The organism is Snuella sedimenti (genome assembly GCF_016428595.1).
GTDB lineage: Bacteria > Bacteroidota > Bacteroidia > Flavobacteriales > Flavobacteriaceae > Snuella > Snuella sedimenti.
Genome location: NZ_JAELVQ010000008.1, coordinates 90,903 through 110,427 on the forward strand (window position 1 = coordinate 90,903; position 19,525 = coordinate 110,427).

Annotated in this window: 12 protein-coding genes; all 12 read right to left on the bottom strand. The window is 36.2% G+C overall.

Features of this window, described 5'->3' with window-relative positions:
- Positions 1 to 169 precede the first annotated feature (169 nt).
- Entirely contained in the window at positions 170 to 3,265 is a 3,096-nt protein-coding gene (locus JF259_RS08190) for a chondroitinase family polysaccharide lyase (protein WP_199114830.1), read from the bottom strand.
- Between the two features lie 239 nt (positions 3,266 to 3,504).
- On the bottom strand, positions 3,505 to 4,266 hold the full coding sequence (locus JF259_RS08195) for a hypothetical protein (RefSeq protein ID WP_199114831.1): 762 nt from the start codon (positions 4,264 to 4,266) through the stop codon (positions 3,505 to 3,507).
- Positions 4,267 to 4,287: 21 nt separating this feature from the next.
- Positions 4,288 to 5,790 carry a sulfatase family protein gene (locus JF259_RS08200; protein ID WP_199114832.1) on the bottom strand — a complete coding sequence of 501 codons (1,503 nt, stop codon included), beginning with the start codon at positions 5,788 to 5,790 and terminating at the stop codon, positions 4,288 to 4,290.
- Entirely contained in the window at positions 5,783 to 7,063 is a 1,281-nt protein-coding gene (locus tag JF259_RS08205) for a glycoside hydrolase family protein (RefSeq protein ID WP_199114833.1), read from the bottom strand. Before JF259_RS08205 ends, JF259_RS08200 begins: the two co-directional genes overlap by 8 nt.
- 444 nt (positions 7,064 to 7,507) lie before the next feature.
- A complete protein-coding gene (locus JF259_RS08210; protein ID WP_199114834.1) occupies positions 7,508 to 9,139 on the bottom strand; it encodes a RagB/SusD family nutrient uptake outer membrane protein in 1,632 nt (543 codons plus the stop codon).
- 10 nt (positions 9,140 to 9,149) lie between these two features.
- Positions 9,150 to 12,464, bottom strand: a complete 3,315-nt coding sequence (locus JF259_RS08215; RefSeq protein ID WP_199114835.1) for a SusC/RagA family TonB-linked outer membrane protein — start codon at positions 12,462 to 12,464, stop codon at positions 9,150 to 9,152.
- A 149-nt stretch (positions 12,465 to 12,613) separates the two neighbouring features.
- Complete coding sequence (locus JF259_RS08220) at positions 12,614 to 13,777, bottom strand: FecR family protein (RefSeq protein ID WP_199114836.1); 1,164 nt, start codon at positions 13,775 to 13,777, stop codon at positions 12,614 to 12,616.
- 271 nt (positions 13,778 to 14,048) lie between these two features.
- Entirely contained in the window at positions 14,049 to 14,255 is a 207-nt protein-coding gene (locus JF259_RS08225; protein ID WP_199114837.1) for a hypothetical protein, read from the bottom strand.
- Positions 14,256 to 14,488: 233 nt separating this feature from the next.
- Entirely contained in the window at positions 14,489 to 15,019 is a 531-nt protein-coding gene (locus JF259_RS08230) for an RNA polymerase sigma factor (RefSeq protein ID WP_233164171.1), read from the bottom strand.
- A gap of 241 nt (positions 15,020 to 15,260) precedes the next feature.
- Positions 15,261 to 16,721 carry a T9SS type A sorting domain-containing protein gene (locus JF259_RS08235; protein ID WP_199114839.1) on the bottom strand — a complete coding sequence of 487 codons (1,461 nt, stop codon included), beginning with the start codon at positions 16,719 to 16,721 and terminating at the stop codon, positions 15,261 to 15,263.
- A 237-nt stretch (positions 16,722 to 16,958) separates the two neighbouring features.
- On the bottom strand, positions 16,959 to 17,900 hold the full coding sequence (locus tag JF259_RS08240; protein ID WP_199114840.1) for a DUF5017 domain-containing protein: 942 nt from the start codon (positions 17,898 to 17,900) through the stop codon (positions 16,959 to 16,961).
- 33 nt (positions 17,901 to 17,933) lie between these two features.
- Positions 17,934 to 19,517, bottom strand: a complete 1,584-nt coding sequence (locus JF259_RS08245; protein ID WP_199114841.1) for a RagB/SusD family nutrient uptake outer membrane protein — start codon at positions 19,515 to 19,517, stop codon at positions 17,934 to 17,936.
- Between the last annotated feature and the right edge of the window lie 8 nt (positions 19,518 to 19,525).

Consider the following 19,525-nt stretch of genomic DNA (forward strand, 5'->3'; position numbering starts at 1 on the left):
TATGCTCAGAGTCATTTTTACCATCAATGAGTGGTTTAATACTTTTTCCTAATAAACCATTAAGAACAGGAAATCTCGCAAAGTCCAAAATTGTAGATTTCACTTTGCTTACATGAAATTAAACCAATAGCAAAAAGAAAAAATGAAATTATTTGACTCTGCCCCATAACTATAGCTTCTCCAACTTTAATTTTTTAGAAAAACCGTTTACACACTCTAAAGTAATGCGTGTACTATCACCAGAATTATCTATAACCATTGTTGCCTCCTTGTCAATCGCATTCCATTTGCCTTCCAATGTTATGGTAAGCAGTACAGGTGTGCTATAATTTTTATACTTACCTTTTTCGTTAACTGGGAAATTCAAATCGGGCTGTACTGCGCTGATGGTTAAATTATCCGAGGTACCCCTACGGATCATAACCAAAGAAGGCTCCGATACTTCTTTTAACAAATCATTTTGCAAACTTTTATTTGCTTCAAAGACCACATATCCTGTAGTATTTGTTTCATTATCCAAGACAATATGAGCTATACTATCTGCTCTTAAAATAGTATATGAATTATCATTTAACGCTGTTTTCCCAAAGTGTTTCAAATCATCTTCGTTCAAACTCGGATAAATAACATATTGGTAATTTGCCTGTTGCGGCGACTTACCATGATCTATCCAGGCAGCTGCATAGTCTCCTTTTGTCCCTTTAACGCCTTTGCCCTTAGGATTCATTTTTCCCGTACGGAGAGAGTATTTATTATGATAGGAATACTGCTCCTCTTTTTTAATTTGTACTAGGGTATTGGACAAGACAAAATACCCATTTCTATATGGATCTATTAGCCACTGTCCTGATTTAACATTTGGTATTAATTCTGTTTTATAAGGAAACTTTGTAATCGTTCCTGATGATGTATAGACAGGCGCTTTCGTATTTTCTAAAAACGATTGAAATAAAGTTGTTTGCGTAGGGTTCTCGGTATCAATACTAGAAATATCCGTTCCAATACAAATTAATTTACTTCCATAAGAGAACACCGATTTCTTTGCCTTTAATTTTCCTGGAAAACCAACTTTAGTTTCTGGTCCATCTGCATTCGATCCTTTTCCTTCGTTAAGGATCATTCCAAAAACACCATTCTCATCCAGTTCGACAGCTCCGGCAAAAGTCTCATCAGACCTAAACATGATAAGAGGCATTTCGGTTTCCAATTGTTCAAAGGGTAAGTAAATAATAGTTCCTCCCGGATAGCGATTCCAATCCCATCCCTCCTGGCGAAAACCACTTCCTTCTTCTCCTTTACTGTTTAATAATTGTATGGTTCCGTTTGCCGGATACCTGCCATACCTGTTCTCATCCACATAAATTTCGGATGCCCAAACATACTTGCTATAGCCTTTAATAATAGCTGCCCAATTAGACCTCCTGTGTATAGACGTTGCCGCATAGGGTAATGTATAATATCCAGACAAGCGCTCTTTTTGTATACCATTAACGTTGGTGAAAAGTGCACTGTTAAGCATATCGTCCTTTCCCCAAAGCCTTAAATAGGCAGCTGCAACCTCTTTATCAATTTTTGAAGTCCCTTTAGGGTTTCCTGAATGAGCCATTAACAAATATTGCTCCTTTAAGTCCTTTATACCGTTATTTTCCAAAGGATGTCTGCCCGCATTACCAAATCCCCAATTGTACAATTGACAATACACACGTGTCTTTAAAAATGCATTTTTAAAATTTCTGTGCCCTTCTGTTTTGATACGAAATCTGGTTCCCGATAGCGTTCTAATAATTTTAGGAACCGATCGGAAAGCACCTATGCCATAGGCTGGATAATGCCCGTTGTGATGCCAAGACGTCCCATCTACTTTAAATCCCCATTCTTCATTTTGTTGCGCTAAAACAACCGATATATAGTTGGAATAGGCTTTTAGTAATGCGGCTTGTTTTTCTTGACTATCAAACAAAAAAATCAACATTAAGTGGTAGTAGGATTGTGTGTTTAAGTAATCAATATTTACATGAAATTCTTTTTCATCTCCTAGCACCATTCCTAGGTTAAACAACCAATGTAGACTTGCTCCTACATCGTTTAGCAAACCTTCCTTAAATAGCAACTGTCGCATCGTAAAGAAGGCTTCGGTAATGTCCCTAACACTATATCCTATATGATGCCTAGTCCCTCCGGAAGTTCCCGCCTGCCAACCTTGATCTAAATAATACCTAGTCCCTGTTAAAAACATTGTTTCAATTTCCTTTTTTTCTTCAGGGTTGGCCCTATCGTGAAAATTAGCCAGTTTTTTTAATACCTTTCCAAGATCTTGAACTTTATTAAACTTCGTTCCTTGTTGCTTTTTATCTATGTATTCCTGTTTTAATTGAAATGTTAGTGGTGGTCCGGTAACGGAAGTTCCTTGATCTTTTATCTTAAGGTTTTGAAATAGTTCCCTTAACGTATTTATATATACTTTATACTTTTTATCGATCGTAAGGTCATCATCTATCAGTTTTTCAAACTTTTTTAAGTCCATTCTAATTGCCATAGAAATTGGCTCTGGCTTTAAATTTTGAATCCTGTCGTAATGTTGAATCATTGGCATCCAATGATCCTTTTCCGGTTGTTGCCCTTCCTTAATGAATGGCACTATAAGATCCGGATATTGATGTCTATCGTCTTGAAATTGCGAAAAAATTATATCATCGAAAAATAATTTTCCACTGGAAGCTGATGTTGTAATTCTAAAATAATCATAATCTACAGCCTCTCCTTTTTGGGGTGCATTGCCTTTCATTTCATAAAACGGTACCCATATACGCCGCCACCCCTTAAATGAAAGATCTATATCAAACCACACTTGTTGACTGCCTTCTTTTTCAAAAGAGATTGTTATTTTTCCTTCCTGCGGCATCTCACTATATATAGACATGTGGAGCGTTGGACTTGCCGGAAAGTGGTCTCCGTATGACAAAGGACTTTCTGGACGTGATAAAATTTTAAAATTTGATGTTCCAAAAAAGCTGTCTCCATTCCAATCCCATTGCAACGATGTTTTTCCAAACCTTTGATGGGCATCACTTATAGACAAATGGCTAGCTTCAGCTTTATCGTAGTTCTCCAACACTGTTTCAGATTCGAATGACTCTACTGCCGGCTTTACCGTTTTCTGGGCTTGCATTGTAAAAACAACCAAGAAAACTAACATTACCATCCCACTTTTAATATTAACCAAGGAGGCTTGCTCTGTATCCAAATAAATCGATAATTTTCTCATATTTTAAATTCTTAAATATAGTCGAATAGCTGTTCTAAAAAAGGGAAATGAATATTCATTATTTTATATTTTCACATCTCCCATTTTATTCATATATACATATTTTCAAATTTTTGTATTCATCAATCTTCGATTTCACGGGAATGATAATTTCAACGGAAACCCCGACGCAGCGCCTCGAGAAATTCTTTATATTAATAAAAGTCAAAAGACCAATACCAAATTGGCATTAAAGACAACTATTTTTCTACCCTAGTAAGTTTGGTGCCTTTTATTTCCCAATCTTTAAACCAAACGCTCTTGGTTCGGTTTACCTTATTTCTTTCTGTGTTTTCAAAATTGCTTACTAAAACCAAACTTCCCTCCGATAATAATTTTTGGGAAACATTCTTCTTAGAAATGTTAGCCAATATTTTACCTGTTTCTATATTGCTTAGGGAGAGATCTATAATATAACTACCTTCAACAAAGCTTATATTAACTTTTAAATCCACCCCTTTATCCAATACTTGCAAAACATCTTGATTTTTATGATTCGGACTTGGTTCTCCTATGAATAAAGTTCCATTAGTACACACTCCCAAATTAATACCATCACTCAAAGTAGTATTATCGTTATCATCATTAAGCTTCCGTTTTGAACCAATACTAAAACCAGCCCAATTATTATTAAGATAGGAAACGTCTTTATTAAAAAAGCCTAGGCGTACTTTCATTTCCAAATAGCCTTCCTGCTTGTTTAATCTTCTTGATAACAAATAAATATTTCTGTAATCATCACTTACTAAACATTCCAACCGATTATCCGATATGTACCAATCTTGCAAAGAATTTGACCAATATTGAGCCCCTATCGAAGTAACGTTTCCATCATTACTCTTAAAATGGCTTTTAAAGATTGCTTCATTATCTGCTTTTGACTGACAACTAAAAAGGATAAGCAAAACACAAAAACCGTAGCAAAAGGCTTTAATAAAACATCTATTATTCTTTACTCTCATACTGTAATCGCCAATACGTAATTACTCTTTCTCTTGTAACCCTGTAAAATATGTGAGCCAAGGGTCCTGCTTTTCTGTTAGCAACTTAATAAGCTTTGCATGTAATGCCTCTTCCATGTCCAAAGCCTCTCCTATAATATTGGTTTGCTGATAAGGATCTTCTACATTGTTATAGAGAAGCTTACGTATTTGGTTGTTATCATCAATGGTTATAACATAGGTATGGGTAAGGGTTTTTATGCCCCGATGCCCCGATTCTGGACGCCCTTCTTTTATATAGTAATACAATGCTGCTTCGGGCTTTTCTCCTTTGCCTTCAAGTATCACAGATGATAAATCATTTCCATCTAAATCTGTTGGAATCCCTTCTGTTGTACCCATCATATTCAATAAGGTGGGCATGACATCGGGTACACTTAAAAGTAGGTCACTTTTTTGTCCTCCCCTTATTTTTTTTGGCCATCTCACTATAAAGGGTACATTCATGGCTTCATCGTACCAAATATTTTTTGACATCAAACCATGGCTACCCATCATTTCTCCATGATCTGAAGTTATTACAACAATCGTGTTTTCATCTAAGCCCTGTTCTTTTAAAGCCTTTAAAACACGACCTATTTGCTCATCTACTCCAGTGATCATGGCAAAATAATTCATGACGTGTTCTTTGGCCAAATGGGTACGATTTCGAGTTGCCCCATTATGAAAAGCAAGCGCTTCGGCTTTTGTTTCCAAATCGACGTTATCCCTTACCAATAATGCTTCCAAAGTTTTGTCTTTATAAGAAGCTGCATATTTTTCCGGCACATATTGGTATGGTGGGTGTGGTGGGTTTACAGACCAAAAAAGGGCAAATGGCTTATCTTTACTTCTAGTCTTTTCTGAAGGATTCTTTATATAATCGATTATAACATCGGCCTCGTGTTTTGCCGACCATTCTTCAATATAAGTTACTTCATTTTCTTTGGCATCATTAATCCAATAATGCGGCGTGTTATGTTGGTCGAATGTCCCATAGGAGTACCAAAAGTTAAAACCATGTCGAAACTCCTTCGGTGTATAAGCATCCCAAAGTACCGAATCCTTACCAGGTATTGGTGAGGGCGATGTTAGGTGTAACTTTCCCACATAACCAGCATCGTATCCGTTCTTAACCAAAACATCGGAAAAACTAACATCCTCCTTTTGCCAAGAGTTATTAAACTTATATCTATTAGAATTACTATTGCTTAATACTGAGTTATTATAAGGTAATTTACCTGTCATTAGCATCCCACGATAAGGGCTACACAAGGGATAATTACTAACAGCATTAGATAAAATCATACCTTCCCTTGCTAATTGATCCATATTTGGTGTATAAACCGGATCTTGATTATTAATACCAATTCCTGCATTCCTTAACTGATCTGGAAAGATAAACAGGAGATTAGGTTGCTTACTTTTGATTTCTTTGGATGTTGATTGGCATGAAACAAAAGCAACAACTATACATAAGCAATATAAAACCTTAATATTATTCATCTGCTAAATTGTTTGCCATGATTTGCTTTAATCTCGATAATGCTTCAATATAATAATAGTCTGCGTAAATCAATGCCACGTCAATTTCATGCCCTAAGGATTTTGCTCCTGTTGAATGCAATAAAAACGAATCTGCCTTACCAACTCCCGTATAGGCTTCAGAATTTAAAGACTCCAACATTTTTATAGCAGCATTGTAGTAACGCTCTTTATCGGTTTGGTTATCCATATAGGTACTTAGCTCCAACAAAGCAGAGGCTACAACTGCTGCTGCCGAGGCATCTTTTTCCTCCTTGGGGTCGTCTTGAACGTCGAAATCCCAACAAGGCACATAATCTTCGGGTAACAAAGACAGGTACTTATCCGTTATTTTTTTTGCAAAATCCAAAAACTTCGTATCCTTCGTTTCCCTATACACCAAGGTATAACCATAAATTCCCCAGGCTTGTCCCCTAGACCACCTACTATTATCTGCATAACCTTGTTTTGTATGTTTATTAATCACATCACCTGTTATGGAATCGTACTCCAAAACATGCCAAGACGTATAATCGTCCCTAAAATGATTTTTCATAGTAGTTTCGGCATGCTTTACCGCTATATTATAAAATTCTTGATCGCCTCCATTTTTAGCAGCCCAAAACAACAACTCTAAGTTAAGCATATTATCTATTATGGTAATATGCTGTTGCCACCTTGGGTGCATTTTATTTGACCAAGACTTAATAGTGCCCACATTAGGATTAAAACGACTTGCCAATGAAGCGGCCGATGTTAATAGTATATCTTTATATGCTTCCTTTTTCCCTATAATATAACCATTACCGTAAGCAGGAAACATCATAAATCCAATATCATGATGCTCTGTGATGGTTTTAAAATCTTCAAAAACCTCTGTACGCTTTATAGCTTCGGCTTCCCATTTTTTATTTTGGGTAAGATCGTACATGTACCATAAAATACCTGGATAAAAACCAGATGTCCATACCAAGCGGTCATTGGGTACTTCTTTCCATTCGGTTTCATTGGTTGCTATAAGCCTTGGATGTTTGGTAAGGTCGGTTAATTTAGGCACCGCAATTTCCAACTGTGATTCACAAGTCTTAATTCCTGTATTTAAAATTAATCCGGCTTTATTTTTAGGAACTACTGTTGCGATTCCCTTTTTTTCAGAATTATTACAACCAAACAAGCACACTAAAAGAAACCCAAAAAGAAGGTTCTTAAAATAGTTATCGTTTTTGATTAGACAGCGTGTGGTATTATACTTCATCACATTATTTGTTGTTAAATTTTTAATAGTTTAAGCATGCATAAAAGCTCTGACCAAAATTACCAAAGCTCCTTCCTAAACTAAGAGGTATACAAGGTCTTTTGAAGGGTGTATTCTGGTCTTCTCCTAATATATCAAGTCATTTTAACCAAATTATTTGGCTGTAGTTCTATAAGAAACCTTATTAACTAAGTTTTTAAACCCTCTTCCATTATTTAAAATATTAGGCTTGTACTTCAAGAATATAATAATATGTTTTTTACATTTTCTAAGGAGAAATTTCACCCAAACTGTATCCTGTAATAAGACACAACGTAATAGAACAAACCAGACATTGGAATTGAGATTAAAAACACCTTGAGCATTTATTAAACTCAAGGTGTCATGAAAAATCAAGTTAAAACAACTCAAAAACTATACTAAGTTATCTAAACAAAACAATGGTTAAAAACCAGGATTTTGAGGCTTTAAATTTGGATTCTTAGTTATTTCGTCTTGTGGAATAGGCAATAAATAGTTTTTATCTTGGAACACGTGTTGCGGTCTATTAATTTGAAAAATTTCGTATTCAAGTATTCCATCTTCGTTAACATCCTTCACTAACATACCATGAAACTTATTGCCATCCATAACATCTTTTGCTATGCCCCATCTAATCATGTCGAAATACCTATGATTTTCAAAAGCCAGCTCTATGCGTCTCTCATGACGAATACGATCTCTCATATCGCTTTGTGACAACCCTGATGGTAAGCCAGGTAATCCTGCTCTATTTCTAAGCTGATCAATAGCATCGTAAACTGATGCATCTGGTCCAACAGCTTCATTTTGAGCTTCGGCATAATTCAATAAAATCTCACCCAATCTAAATTCCTTCCAACTTGTTCTACTTTGTAAATAGGTCTTCCCATCAATATCGGTTGCACTTTCATCAATAAACTTTTTAAGGTAATACCCAGATTGGGTATGCAACCCCGTTTTTAATGGTGCATCTTCACCTCCAGGGTACAACAAGTCTAAAGTTTTTCCTTTTAAGAACGAACCATGGTATGCAATAGTAGCATAAAACCTTTTGTCCCTCCCCTCATAAGGGTTGTTTGGATCGTAACCAGATGCTGGGTCTGTTATAGGTAACCCGGTGGCCGCCATTTCGTAGGCATCTACCATTTCTTGTGTTGGGTTGGTTTGTGATCCCCAATCTGCTCTTAGGCTAAAAGGTAAATTTAATAAGTCGAAATTATGCCCTTTTTGAGGGATTTTATTTTCTACTTCAAAAATAACTTCAGGATTACCTCCATAAGATTGGAACAATAGATCGTAATCTCCCTGTTGCAAATTAAAACCAGCATCCATTACTTTTTTTGCCGATTCGGCTGCCTTAGCATAGTTTTTAGCGTATAGGTTCATACGGCTACTCAAGGCCCACACAGTTTCCCTGTTTACTCTTCCTCTTTCGCCTGCGGCATCAACATCGGCATGTGTTGGCAGTATGGTTGCTATTGCATCCAACTCTTCATCTATAAACTTATATATCTCTGCCCTAGGTGTTCTGGACAGCAACAAATCGTCATTTCCTGTTTGAGCCTTTAAAATTAAAGGCACACCGCCATAGCGTCTGGCTAAATCAAAATAAAACCAAGCTCTTAAATATCTGGCTTCTGCGTTAACCCTTTCTCTAAACTCTTGCCGTAAAGGAGCTTCGGCCATACCCTCTATGATATTGTTTGCTCTTCTTACACCTTTGTAAAGATGCCCCCAGTTATTCAAGGGGTTTCTATCGGGCGTTATAAGTCCTTTTGCTATAACTTTGTTAGACTCTATCCATCCACTTTTCGATCTGGCCTCATCGGTAATAGAAGCCAACATAAAACGCCAGCCATAACCAGGAGAAACATCGCCATAGCCCTGTGGTAAAAAATCGTAAGCCCTATATAAAACGGCTAAAGTAAGTGCTTCGTCTTGAAATACTAAATCTGAGTTAAGGTCTGTTAAGGATCCTCTCTCGTTTAAAAAATCTTCACTACAACCAATTAAGGCTATAAAAGCTAACGAGAATAAAATTAAATACTTTTTCATTTTCTTTTTTTTAAAATTTAACATTCAAACCAAACAATACGCTCTTCATTTGCGGATAGAATGCGCCTCTGATCCCTGAAGGACCTTCTGGATCTCTATTATCTATCTTACTCCAGGTTAGTAAATTACTGCCAGAAACAAAGATTCTTACGTGGTCTACTCCTAATTGATCTAAGCCTTCAAGTCCTGATAAGGTATAGGCCAATTCAATGTTTTTCAATCTAAGATATGTGGCATCTTTAAGCCAAAATGTAGAATCTTTATGGTTGTTGGCATCTGATCCCACTGATAATCTTGGATAGATCGCATCAGTATTGGTTGGTGACCAGGAATCAATCAATACACTTTCACTATTGGTTTCCAACTCGAACGGTATATTTTTAACATTTCGTTCTATATTTGTTGCACCTTGGAAGAATACATTCAATTCAAAGTTCTTATAACGGGCTCCTAAATTAGCTCCATAAATAAATTCTGGTATCCAACCTTTGCCAATAACCCCTCTATCATTATCGTTAAGCAAACCATCATCATCTAGATCCTTATATTTAAGATCTCCTGGCTGTAACGTGGCGTTAGCCTGGCCATCTTGATCTACGGACCAATTGTCTATTTCCTCTTGTGTTTGAAAGATCCCTAATGCGGTAAATCCTCTATGTTGACCAAATGATCGTCCTGTTTGTCTTTGCCAAGGCAACACGCCTTCAGGTTCTCGCATATCAATTATTTCACTTTTAGCAAAAGTTCCATTTAAATCTATATTATATGAAAAATCTCCAAGCGTATTTTTATGGCCTATTGAAAACTCTACACCATGGTTCTCTACTATCCCGAAGTTTTCATTTGGTAAATCTGATCCAAACGAATCTGGCACTTCCGCTTCATTTGGCAATAATATATCCTCGGTTCTTTTATGAAAATAATCTACCTCACCATATAGGGCATGGTTAAGGAAGTCAAACTCCAAACCAACATTGTATGATGTTGCCGTTTCCCATGTCACGTCCTCATTTGCCGTTTTTTGATCAAACAATCCTACTTGATACTCTCCGTTTATAACATAGCCATTATTATACTTATAGGTAGCCAAATATTCGTAGGTTGGAATTCTATCGTTACCAACTTGCCCCCAAGACCCTCTTAACTTTAAAAGGTTTACAAAGTTTGAATCATTAAGAAAACCCTCTTTGGAAATGACCCAACCAGCAGAAAACGCAGGGAAAAAGCCCCAACGACGATCTGGGTGAAAATTATACGATCCATCGTAACGGGCATTGGCCTGTAACAAATATTTATCTGCAAAACTATAGTCTACCCTTCCAACATAGCCAAGACGTCCCGATTGACTAGCAGAACCACCATTATTTAAATTATCTGTAGCTCCAGCTCCCAATTGTTGAAGTACTGATGTTGCAAATCCATCTCTAAAACCATTTAAGTTGTCATCATAGTTATTTGCCTTTTCCACAACAGCCAAAACAGACAACTTATGGTCTCCAAACGCTTTAGCATAATTCACTTGAAACGAAGCGACTTCTTGCATGCTTTGTCTTCTTACTTCAGTCAAGTTTCTATTTATATCATCTACAATAAAGCTATTGGTTTCCATATTGTAAAACCTATATGTGGTAGCAAACTTGCTTTGGGCATTTAATGCATAATCGTAAGCATATCTAGCAGTCAAGGAAAGTCCCTCTATTTGTTTAACCTGATAGTTTAATTCAAAAGTACTTTGAAAAATATGGGCCAACCTTTTATCGGTTCCTGAGTAATTAGCGTCCCCAATAGGGTTACCACCTAAACCATTAAAACCTAAAACCCGTTCTGGTTCTATACCAAAAATATACGCCGGATAAGTCGGTAAAGATTGGTCAATCCTGTTGAAGACCACAGCCGCTCCATTATTATTCCCTGCACCGGTTTGCTTTATGGTTTGTTTTCTTCCGGCCAAGTTTACCGATAACTTTAAATTATCCGTTAATTGGGTATCAAAATTAGAACGTACACTGTATGAGGTATAACCTGAGGATTTAAGCAACCCATCCTGGTTTAAATAGCCCACAGAAAAGAAATACTTTGTTTTCTCACTACCACCGCTGGCAGAGAGGTCATGCCTTTCGGTTATGGCATGTTTTTGAGTCGTTTCATTCCACCAGTCGGTACTGGGCTGTGTTCCACTTTTAAAAGCTGCTACTTCGGCTTCGGTATATTTAGGCTCTGTGTTGCCATCGTTAGCACGCGCTATATTAATATTTTCGGCATATTCTCCAGCATTCATAAACCTAGGTCTTACAGTAGGTTTCTCAAAGCTATAGCTACTTGTATACTCAAAGCTGGCCTTACCAGCGCCCCCTCTTTTAGTGGTTATTAATACCACTCCATTTGCTGCCCTTGCTCCATATACAGCAGTAGAAGCGGCATCCTTAAGAATGGTTATACTTTCTATTTCATTAGGATTAATTCTGCTAAGTGAACCACCACGCACAATACCATCTATAATAACCAACGGAGAATTGTTTCCAAATGTACTCTGCCCTCTAATTAAAAATGTGGGATTATCAAACCCTGGTTGCCCACTTACTTGGGTAGTAACAACCCCAGTTAACTTACCTGCCAAAGAGTTCGCTAGATTGGGCGCTGGCGCTCTGTTTAACTCTTCTGTTTTTATGCTGGATACCGACCCCGTAACATCAATCTTACGTTGGGTTCCATATCCAACCACTACCACTTCGTCTAATTGCGAAGCATCTTCTTGCAATTGGATATTAATTTCATTATTCCCTTGAACAGGCACTTCCTTTGTAGTATAGCCAATATAAGAGATAACAAGTATTGCGTTCTCCCCTGAAACACTTAAGGTATATTTACCATCAAAATCGGTGCTTGTCCCATTAGCTGTTCCCTTTTCAACAATACTAGCCCCAGGAAGTGGCTCTCCATTATTACCTGTTACTACTCCGCTAACTTTAAACTGTACCTTTAAGGTCTGTTCATCCAGTTCATCTTCGATAGACGGAACATTTTTTTTAACAATTATGGTTTTATTATTAGTAAACTCATAAGTAAAGTTACCTAGAGACAAGCATTTTTCCAATAAAGTACTGGCCTTAATAATGCCTTTCTTTAAATATAGTTTTGGAGCATCTTTCATCAAATCATGTCTGTAAACAAACTTATAATCTGTTTGTTCATTGATAAGCTTAAATACTTTTTTTACACTTACTGTCCTGTCATTGTAAATTACAATATCTGCATCTTGTGAGAACCCCTTCTTGGTATTAAAAGCAAAGGTTAGTGTACAAAAAAAGAATACAAAAGATCTCATAATTAATTTTAAGAGCACATTACTAGAATGACTCTTCTTTTTAATAAATTTAAAATTCATAAATTTGCATTGGTTTAGTTAAACATCGTTTTAATTAAATTCATAAGGAGAAAGGCTGTTACTGTCCAAGGTGAGGCCTTTTCCTGTTTTTATTTTATAATTACTTTTTTTTCAGTTATTTCAAAATGGACTTCTCCTTCACTGGTCGCTTCAATTAGTCCTAAGAAATCTTGAATGGTTCTTGTTCTTTCCAAAACACCGGTAAATTGATAGTTCTTGCTTTTTGTTGATTCAAAAATAACGTCAACATTGTACCACCTAGACAACACTTTCATCATCTCTTCCAATGACTCTTCATTAAAAGAGAACATCCCTTTCACCCAAGCTATTTCCCGCATTACATCTACTTCTATAACTTCTATCGCATTGGAATTGGCATTTATTAAAGACTGTTGATTAGGTTTCAGTAATTTTATTACCTCTCCATTTTTAACATTTACTCTACCTTCTACCAGCGTCGTTGCTATTTTGTTATCTTCATTATAAGCCTTAATATTAAAATGCGTTCCCAACACATTAACTTCTTGATTTTTAGTTATCACATTAAACGCATCACCGTCATGCTTTGTACTTGGTGATACTTCAAAATAAGCTTCTCCATAAACCAATTCTACTTCTCTTGGTTCTCCACTGTTAAATCGTTCGGGATATTTTAATTTTGAATCTGAATTTAACCAAACCTTTGTTCCGTCTGCCAATTGAACAAAAAACTCTCCTCCTCTAGGTACTGTAAGGTAATTATAAGACAGTTCGTTACGTAGTTTATCATCTTGGTGATACAAAAGCTTTTCGCCATTACTTTTAACTTTATCTGAAGTGTAATTTTTGTCTTTTCCTAGGCTAACTTCCTCTCCATTATTTAAAGTTAGTATAGCCTTACTCGACCCTACATCGATGTCTGAAATCGCAGTACGGTCTTGCACACTATTATTTGCTCTATTAAAATTGATATAATGAAAAACAGAAAAACCCAACAATGTTACAACCGAAGCCACAATCGAAACTCGTTTAAAAAAAGTACTTCTCTGTTTTCTTTTACTGTTCTTTAACTTTTCATTTATAGTTATTTTTGCTTTATCCACATTATAGTTTCCCATATTAAGGGCCGTTAAATATTCGATCTTAACAAATTGGCTAAAAAACAATTGGTTATTCTCCTTTTTTAACCAACTGTTTAGTGACTCTAATTCACTACTATTAGCTTCTTGATTTATAAACTTGACAATTATTTTTTGTATTTCGGACTTCTTCATTCTGTAGCTTATATATCTTATTACGTATAATTTAATTACACCCCTCTATTTTTAGCAAAATATTTTATGTTTTGTTAAAATAACGTGAATAATAGATAAGGGATTTATGTCAGTTTGAGTGCCAAATCTGTGATTTGGTGTATCGAAAACAAATAAATTTCCCACCAAAAGCACTTCTCGATAGCTCTACTGAGCATCTCGACAAACTCGATACGGGCTTTGTCGAAGTACTAAATTCTTCCAGAATTTCACTCTACCATTGACGTAATTTTTAAACACTTGATATTGAATTGACTGAATACCCTAATTCTTTTGCCATTTTTATTAAGATGCGTTCTTTGTTTTGTAGCATTTTGGCCTTGTATGCCTCAATTCCTTTTTCAACAAATTCAAGTCCCTTTACATTTAGTTTCCAGTAAAGTTCTGCAAGTTTTCGAGCAACAGCTTTAATTGCTACCAATCCGCCTCGAAGAGACACTAGGACTCTTAAACATTATTCACGTTAAAATAGCTTCCTAACAAGCAACGCTATAAAGTAATAAACGTGTTTTTGAAACGAGACCTGTCTACTAGTATATAACAGGCGGAAAAATATTCTAGCAGAAACACACTTCTAGACAGCTCTGTTATAGCTGTCGGAGCACTAAATTTTCACAAAGTTATAATGCATGTATATTATGGTTAATGAGCCAAACTTTTTGTTATTGAGGTTTAACCAAATAGGATAAAAAAAACCGTTTTCATTTTGTCATCCAATCTATCTCTTAAAATCTTAAAGCCCCTAGTCATGTGTCCTTCAATGGTTTTCATGGAAACATCTAGATATTCAGCTATTTCAATATGTGATAAGCCCTCTTTTTTATTAAGCAAAAAAATCTGTCTGCATTTGGGTGGCAGGCAGTTAATTTCTTTATTAACCAGTTTAACGAGCTCATCCAAATTATCGTAAGTGTTCTCTACTTCTATATCTACAGCCTCCAAATACTTTTTCTCCAAACAATAAACAGGTTTGCTTTTTCTATACTGATTTATAAATTCGTTATAAACAGATTTGTACAAATAGTTTTTAATGGAAAAAACAGGGTTGATATTTTTTTTATTTAACCATACCTCTACAAATACATTCTGAACAATATCTTCTGCAGTGCCATGGTCATGAGATAGAGTATAAGCATAAGCACATAACTTTTGATAAAAAGAATGCATTAAATAATCATAGGCCTTGGGGTTACCTATTTTCATTTGCTCCGCTAAATAATAGTTATTGGTATAGTTCAAAATACACTAATAAATGAATATTTTTCTAAAAATTTAAAATTTACATCTCTGTTATTTAAACTCTTTTTTTTATAAAACCCTGGTTATGAGCTTCAAGACTTAAAAGAGGTTGTTTGAAAAGTAATTTGTCTTGTCTTCCTATAGCACATTTCAGACAGCCTCCTCTAAAGCAAGTAAAAATCTATTTTATTTTGCTACTATACTTTTAGTTTACAATAACTTTTCTAGTAGTAACACCTCCTTTTTGGGATTCAATTCTTAAAAGGTATAAGCCTTTTGAAAAAGCACTTACGTTTATAGGTTTTATGGAAGTATTGCTATAAACAACCTTTCCTACAACACTTACAAAACTTACACTTTTAACATTGATACTGGCATCTAATTTATTTATGTTCAAAATACTATTTGCTGGATTTGGGTATACAGCAATACTTTTATTTAAAACATTATCCTCAATAGACAATGAGGAATCATCCACAGTAAAATCCAGTTGCTGTAATGCTGTATAGGCCTGGTTGGGTGTCCAAGATCCCGCTAAAACAAAACGGTAATATCTATATGGTTCCGATGCTGTTAAAGAAACAGCCGTCTCTACGCCATGAACTGAACTTTGCGCGACAATTGGTGCGCTTACATCTACCCAATTACTGTCGTTGTTACTTGCCTGGACTTTCCAAGTAGAATCATCTGGCGCCCCTTTTGTACTATGCCCATTTACCAGTTTAAACCTTACTTCAGTAACCAATATCGGATTGTATATTTCGGACACTTCAAACTTGTAACCTTCTTCGACAGGGATTAACGCGCCGCTTGCCAGCCTAGGAACCGATGTTGTTGTCGTTAAAACATCTGCCCATTTACTTGTATTGGAAAAATTAGATTCTGAAATAGAAGCGCTTGGCGTGTTGAATATATTGGGCTGCCCAGATGCGCTTGTATTTAAAGCGGAAAATGCGCCATTGGCAACGTCTTGAGGTGTTGCGTCAAACCTCACGTCTGAAATATAAAATGTTCCATGTTGGCTAACCCCTGCATTATAAGCCGAACCATCGGTAACAACTTTAAATGCAACAGTAACAGATGAACCGGTATAATCAGACAAATCCAATTGACCATGTACATAAACTTGATCTGATATATCTGATGTTGCAATACTCCCTGTAATGTTCCCTGTTTCATTGGTCCATGTGGCCGTACTAGGAAGGTTTCCGTGAACATAATCTTCAGAAACCCAAATCGTAAGTGTTGCTCCACCTCCAATTACAAATCGTTGTTGGGTCCAAAATGAAACAGTTGGCACATTTGCCGAAGAAAGATTTTGGCTAGTCATTAATGCCCAAGCTTCTATTTCATGATTCAAAAAAGTATCTGCAACAGGTTCGGACACATTTTTAAATGAAATTGTTTTTTGATCCCTAGTTGTTCCATTAGGCACTCTGGTTCCTGGTCTAGAGCTTTCATCAAATATTGGGCTTGAATCACCTGCATCAACAATATCGCTTACCCTTTTACCTATTTCAGTTGCATCTTGCCCACCCAGAGCAACTTTCTGAACTGTAAAGCCCCTATCTTCGTTTTCGTATCTAAAATCTTCGTAATAAATAGTTTGTGAAAACGATGAAATCACAATTAGGTTAAACAACAATAATAATGTAATTTTTTTCATGAGAGAATTGTTTTAAAGATTAGATAATCAATTAATTTTTACACAAGTAAATTTACAGGTCACCCGATTATTTGAAGAGGGGGCACCTATTCTTTAGAAAGGGGATACTTGTTCAATTTTAGAACTTCATATTGGTTTCAGTTTCTAATTATCGTGGCTTTTTTTTAACTATAGAACATAAAAAATCCCAACAGAACATGTATTCTTGTTGGGATTTTTATCGCTATTAATTATGATTTACTCGCTTACTGTAATTGTAAATTCTTCAACTTTTTCTTCACTACCATAAACGGTTGTATTATTGCCCACAAAAGTTACTGTATAAGTTCCTGGGTTTTCGTAAATATGGGTAAATGAGTCTAACTTGGTTGAGTAGGTTTTTATAGTTTTTCCTTCATCGGGATTAACTGCTGTTAAATTAATGGCGTTGGTAATTAACCAATCTTCATTAATTACCCACAATCCGTCTACTTTAACTTGTCCTCTCATTCTCCATAACCCTTTATCACTATCCCAATACCATTTATTTGCATTCCAACCACTTACAACCCCTTGTACATCGGCAGGTGTAAAGCCAGGATTACTTTCTGTAGCCACTGTAAGTGGTGCTGGCGCATCTGCTACATCCATTTTGATACTTAAATCGTCTAAATACCATTCTGCTGGTCGCTCTGCTATATTATCGCAGAAATACTTAAATCCAAAATAGATAGGGTTTCCATCGGCTAAATCAGTTATATCAACAACACCGGATTCCTGTAATGTAAAATCATATAGTGTTGAGATATTAAACCTGTCTGTGATTTCGGTCCAATTGGCATTGTTAACAGCTTCAGGCGTACCAGTTCCATCATAGTCCTTAGAATACCATACTGATAATGTTCCTGTTGCATTTGCTCCTACCCCCCATTTTTGGGAATTCAAAAAAGACATTGTTACTGTACCCTCTGCGTTGGTTCTATTTCTATGTTTGTATTGATGTTCAAATTCTCCTGAATAGAAATTCAAGAAATTAGGTGCATTGTTTACCACAAATTCCACTGGTTCTCCGACTTTAGCCGTTTGGGTAACAACTGTTACCTCGAAGTCTGGTTGATCTACCGTTTCGTAATCCTCACAGCTCTGTAAAACTACTACTGAGAGGCTTATTACAGTTAAAATATATTTAATGCTTTTCATACTTTTAAGTTTATTTTATTATGTTAAACCTAGTTACCAATTAGGGTTTTGTGTTACCAAATCATTACCTCCAATTTCTTGTTCCGGTATTGGAAGTAATTGGTGTTTATTGTTATCATAATTGGTATAACCATCTAAGTAATATGCCAACAAGGTGTTTGTTCTTGTAGCAGGTGTTCCTGTTCCGTAAATTGCCCAATCTGTATTTTCAGCCCCATCTGCTGCTTGCATCGCTGTAACTGTTTCATCAATTTTTTCTTGTAGCTTGCCCCAACGAATTAAATCGTATTTACGAAGACCTTCAAAACACAGTTCCAAACGACGTTCTTCCTGAATTAATTCTGCAGTAATAGGCCCTGCCAAAGGTGTTGCTTTAGCTCTGCTCCTTACTTGATTTACGGCATCTAATGCTGCTGTAGACCCTGGATTTAACTCATTTTCAGCTTCAGCATACATTAACAACACGTCTGAATAACGTAATACTGGCCAATGGTGTGGCCCATAGCTACCCGTTCCTCCACTTTCTAAAAACCTTCTGTATTTAGAAGCTGCATATACCATTTGGTTAAACGAGGTTCTAAATTCGCAACTGTTATTGGTTGGAACATAAAAAGGCGAAACATTCCAAAGCCCTCGTTCGTCTGTCGGATCGTTCCTATAAGCATTAGTTAAAGTTATTGTTGCTGAAATGAGGCCAAAACCACGATTGTTACATGATCCATCATCAACCCGAAATCCCATTGTGGATCCTATTTTACCAGATTGTTGTTGATCTGAATTTCCGAAAAAGTAACCTATTTGGAACAATACTTCTTTGGTATCGTATTCTTCCTGTGCCAATTTATTAAACACATCTTCATAACTCGGATTTAACCCATGATACCCATTATCGATTACCTTTTTCGCCCAATTCCTTGCTTTGGTATAATAATCACCATCATTGGTAAAAGGAGCTCCTGCCCTTTGCAGGCATACTCTTGCCAATAATGCCTGTGCTGCCGACTTACTAGCTCTTCCTGGAACTGTTTCTTGAATAGCAGGTAGGTTTTGTTCGGCAAATTCTAAGTCTGCAATAATTTGCGCATACACATCTATCCCCTTTGTTCTTGGCAACAATTGCTTTAACGTTTCTTCTGTTGGCATGGGTATGCCGTCAAGACCACCAAAGGCTCTTTGTAAATCAAAAAACAAATAGGCTCTTAAAAAACGAGCTTCGGCTGTAAAAACAGCTTTTTGAGCCTCAGTAAGCCCGTCAGAATTTGCCACTTCAACCAACATGATATTAGCAGCATTTACGCCTTCGTACAGTAATGTCCACTCATCTAAAATCTGAGCATTGTTACTTGAAAAGCTATTTTCCAAATAAAACCTGATCACGCTTCTGTTTTCAAAACCCTCATCGGTTCCTGAGCTTGGGTACATAGCATTAAAACGAGATTCTCTATAAGCACGTACTATACGACTGTACACCCCCATAAGTCCAGCTACAGCTCCAGCTTCATTTTGATATAGGGTTGCAGATCCAATGCCATCTTGTGGCAAAATATCCAGTTTATCATCACAACTTTGAATAAGTGACAAACTGATTATGATTAATATTAAAATTCTTGATTTCATATTCTTTT

What these genes read in the sequence shown, in the direction of transcription:
- JF259_RS08190 (WP_199114830.1), bottom strand. Translation starts at nt 3,265, where the DNA reads ATGAGAAAATTATCGATTTATTTGGATACAGAGCAAGCCTCCTTGGTT.
- JF259_RS08195 (WP_199114831.1), bottom strand. Translation starts at nt 4,266, where the DNA reads ATGAGAGTAAAGAATAATAGATGTTTTATTAAAGCCTTTTGCTACGGT.
- JF259_RS08200 (WP_199114832.1), bottom strand. Translation starts at nt 5,790, where the DNA reads ATGAATAATATTAAGGTTTTATATTGCTTATGTATAGTTGTTGCTTTT.
- JF259_RS08205 (WP_199114833.1), bottom strand. Translation starts at nt 7,063, where the DNA reads ATGAAGTATAATACCACACGCTGTCTAATCAAAAACGATAACTATTTT.
- JF259_RS08210 (WP_199114834.1), bottom strand. Translation starts at nt 9,139, where the DNA reads ATGAAAAAGTATTTAATTTTATTCTCGTTAGCTTTTATAGCCTTAATT.
- JF259_RS08215 (WP_199114835.1), bottom strand. Translation starts at nt 12,464, where the DNA reads ATGAGATCTTTTGTATTCTTTTTTTGTACACTAACCTTTGCTTTTAAT.
- JF259_RS08220 (WP_199114836.1), bottom strand. Translation starts at nt 13,777, where the DNA reads ATGAAGAAGTCCGAAATACAAAAAATAATTGTCAAGTTTATAAATCAA.
- JF259_RS08230 (WP_233164171.1), bottom strand. Translation starts at nt 15,019, where the DNA reads ATGAAAATAGGTAACCCCAAGGCCTATGATTATTTAATGCATTCTTTT.
- JF259_RS08235 (WP_199114839.1), bottom strand. Translation starts at nt 16,721, where the DNA reads ATGAAAAAAATTACATTATTATTGTTGTTTAACCTAATTGTGATTTCA.
- JF259_RS08240 (WP_199114840.1), bottom strand. Translation starts at nt 17,900, where the DNA reads ATGAAAAGCATTAAATATATTTTAACTGTAATAAGCCTCTCAGTAGTA.
- JF259_RS08245 (WP_199114841.1), bottom strand. Translation starts at nt 19,517, where the DNA reads ATGAAATCAAGAATTTTAATATTAATCATAATCAGTTTGTCACTTATT.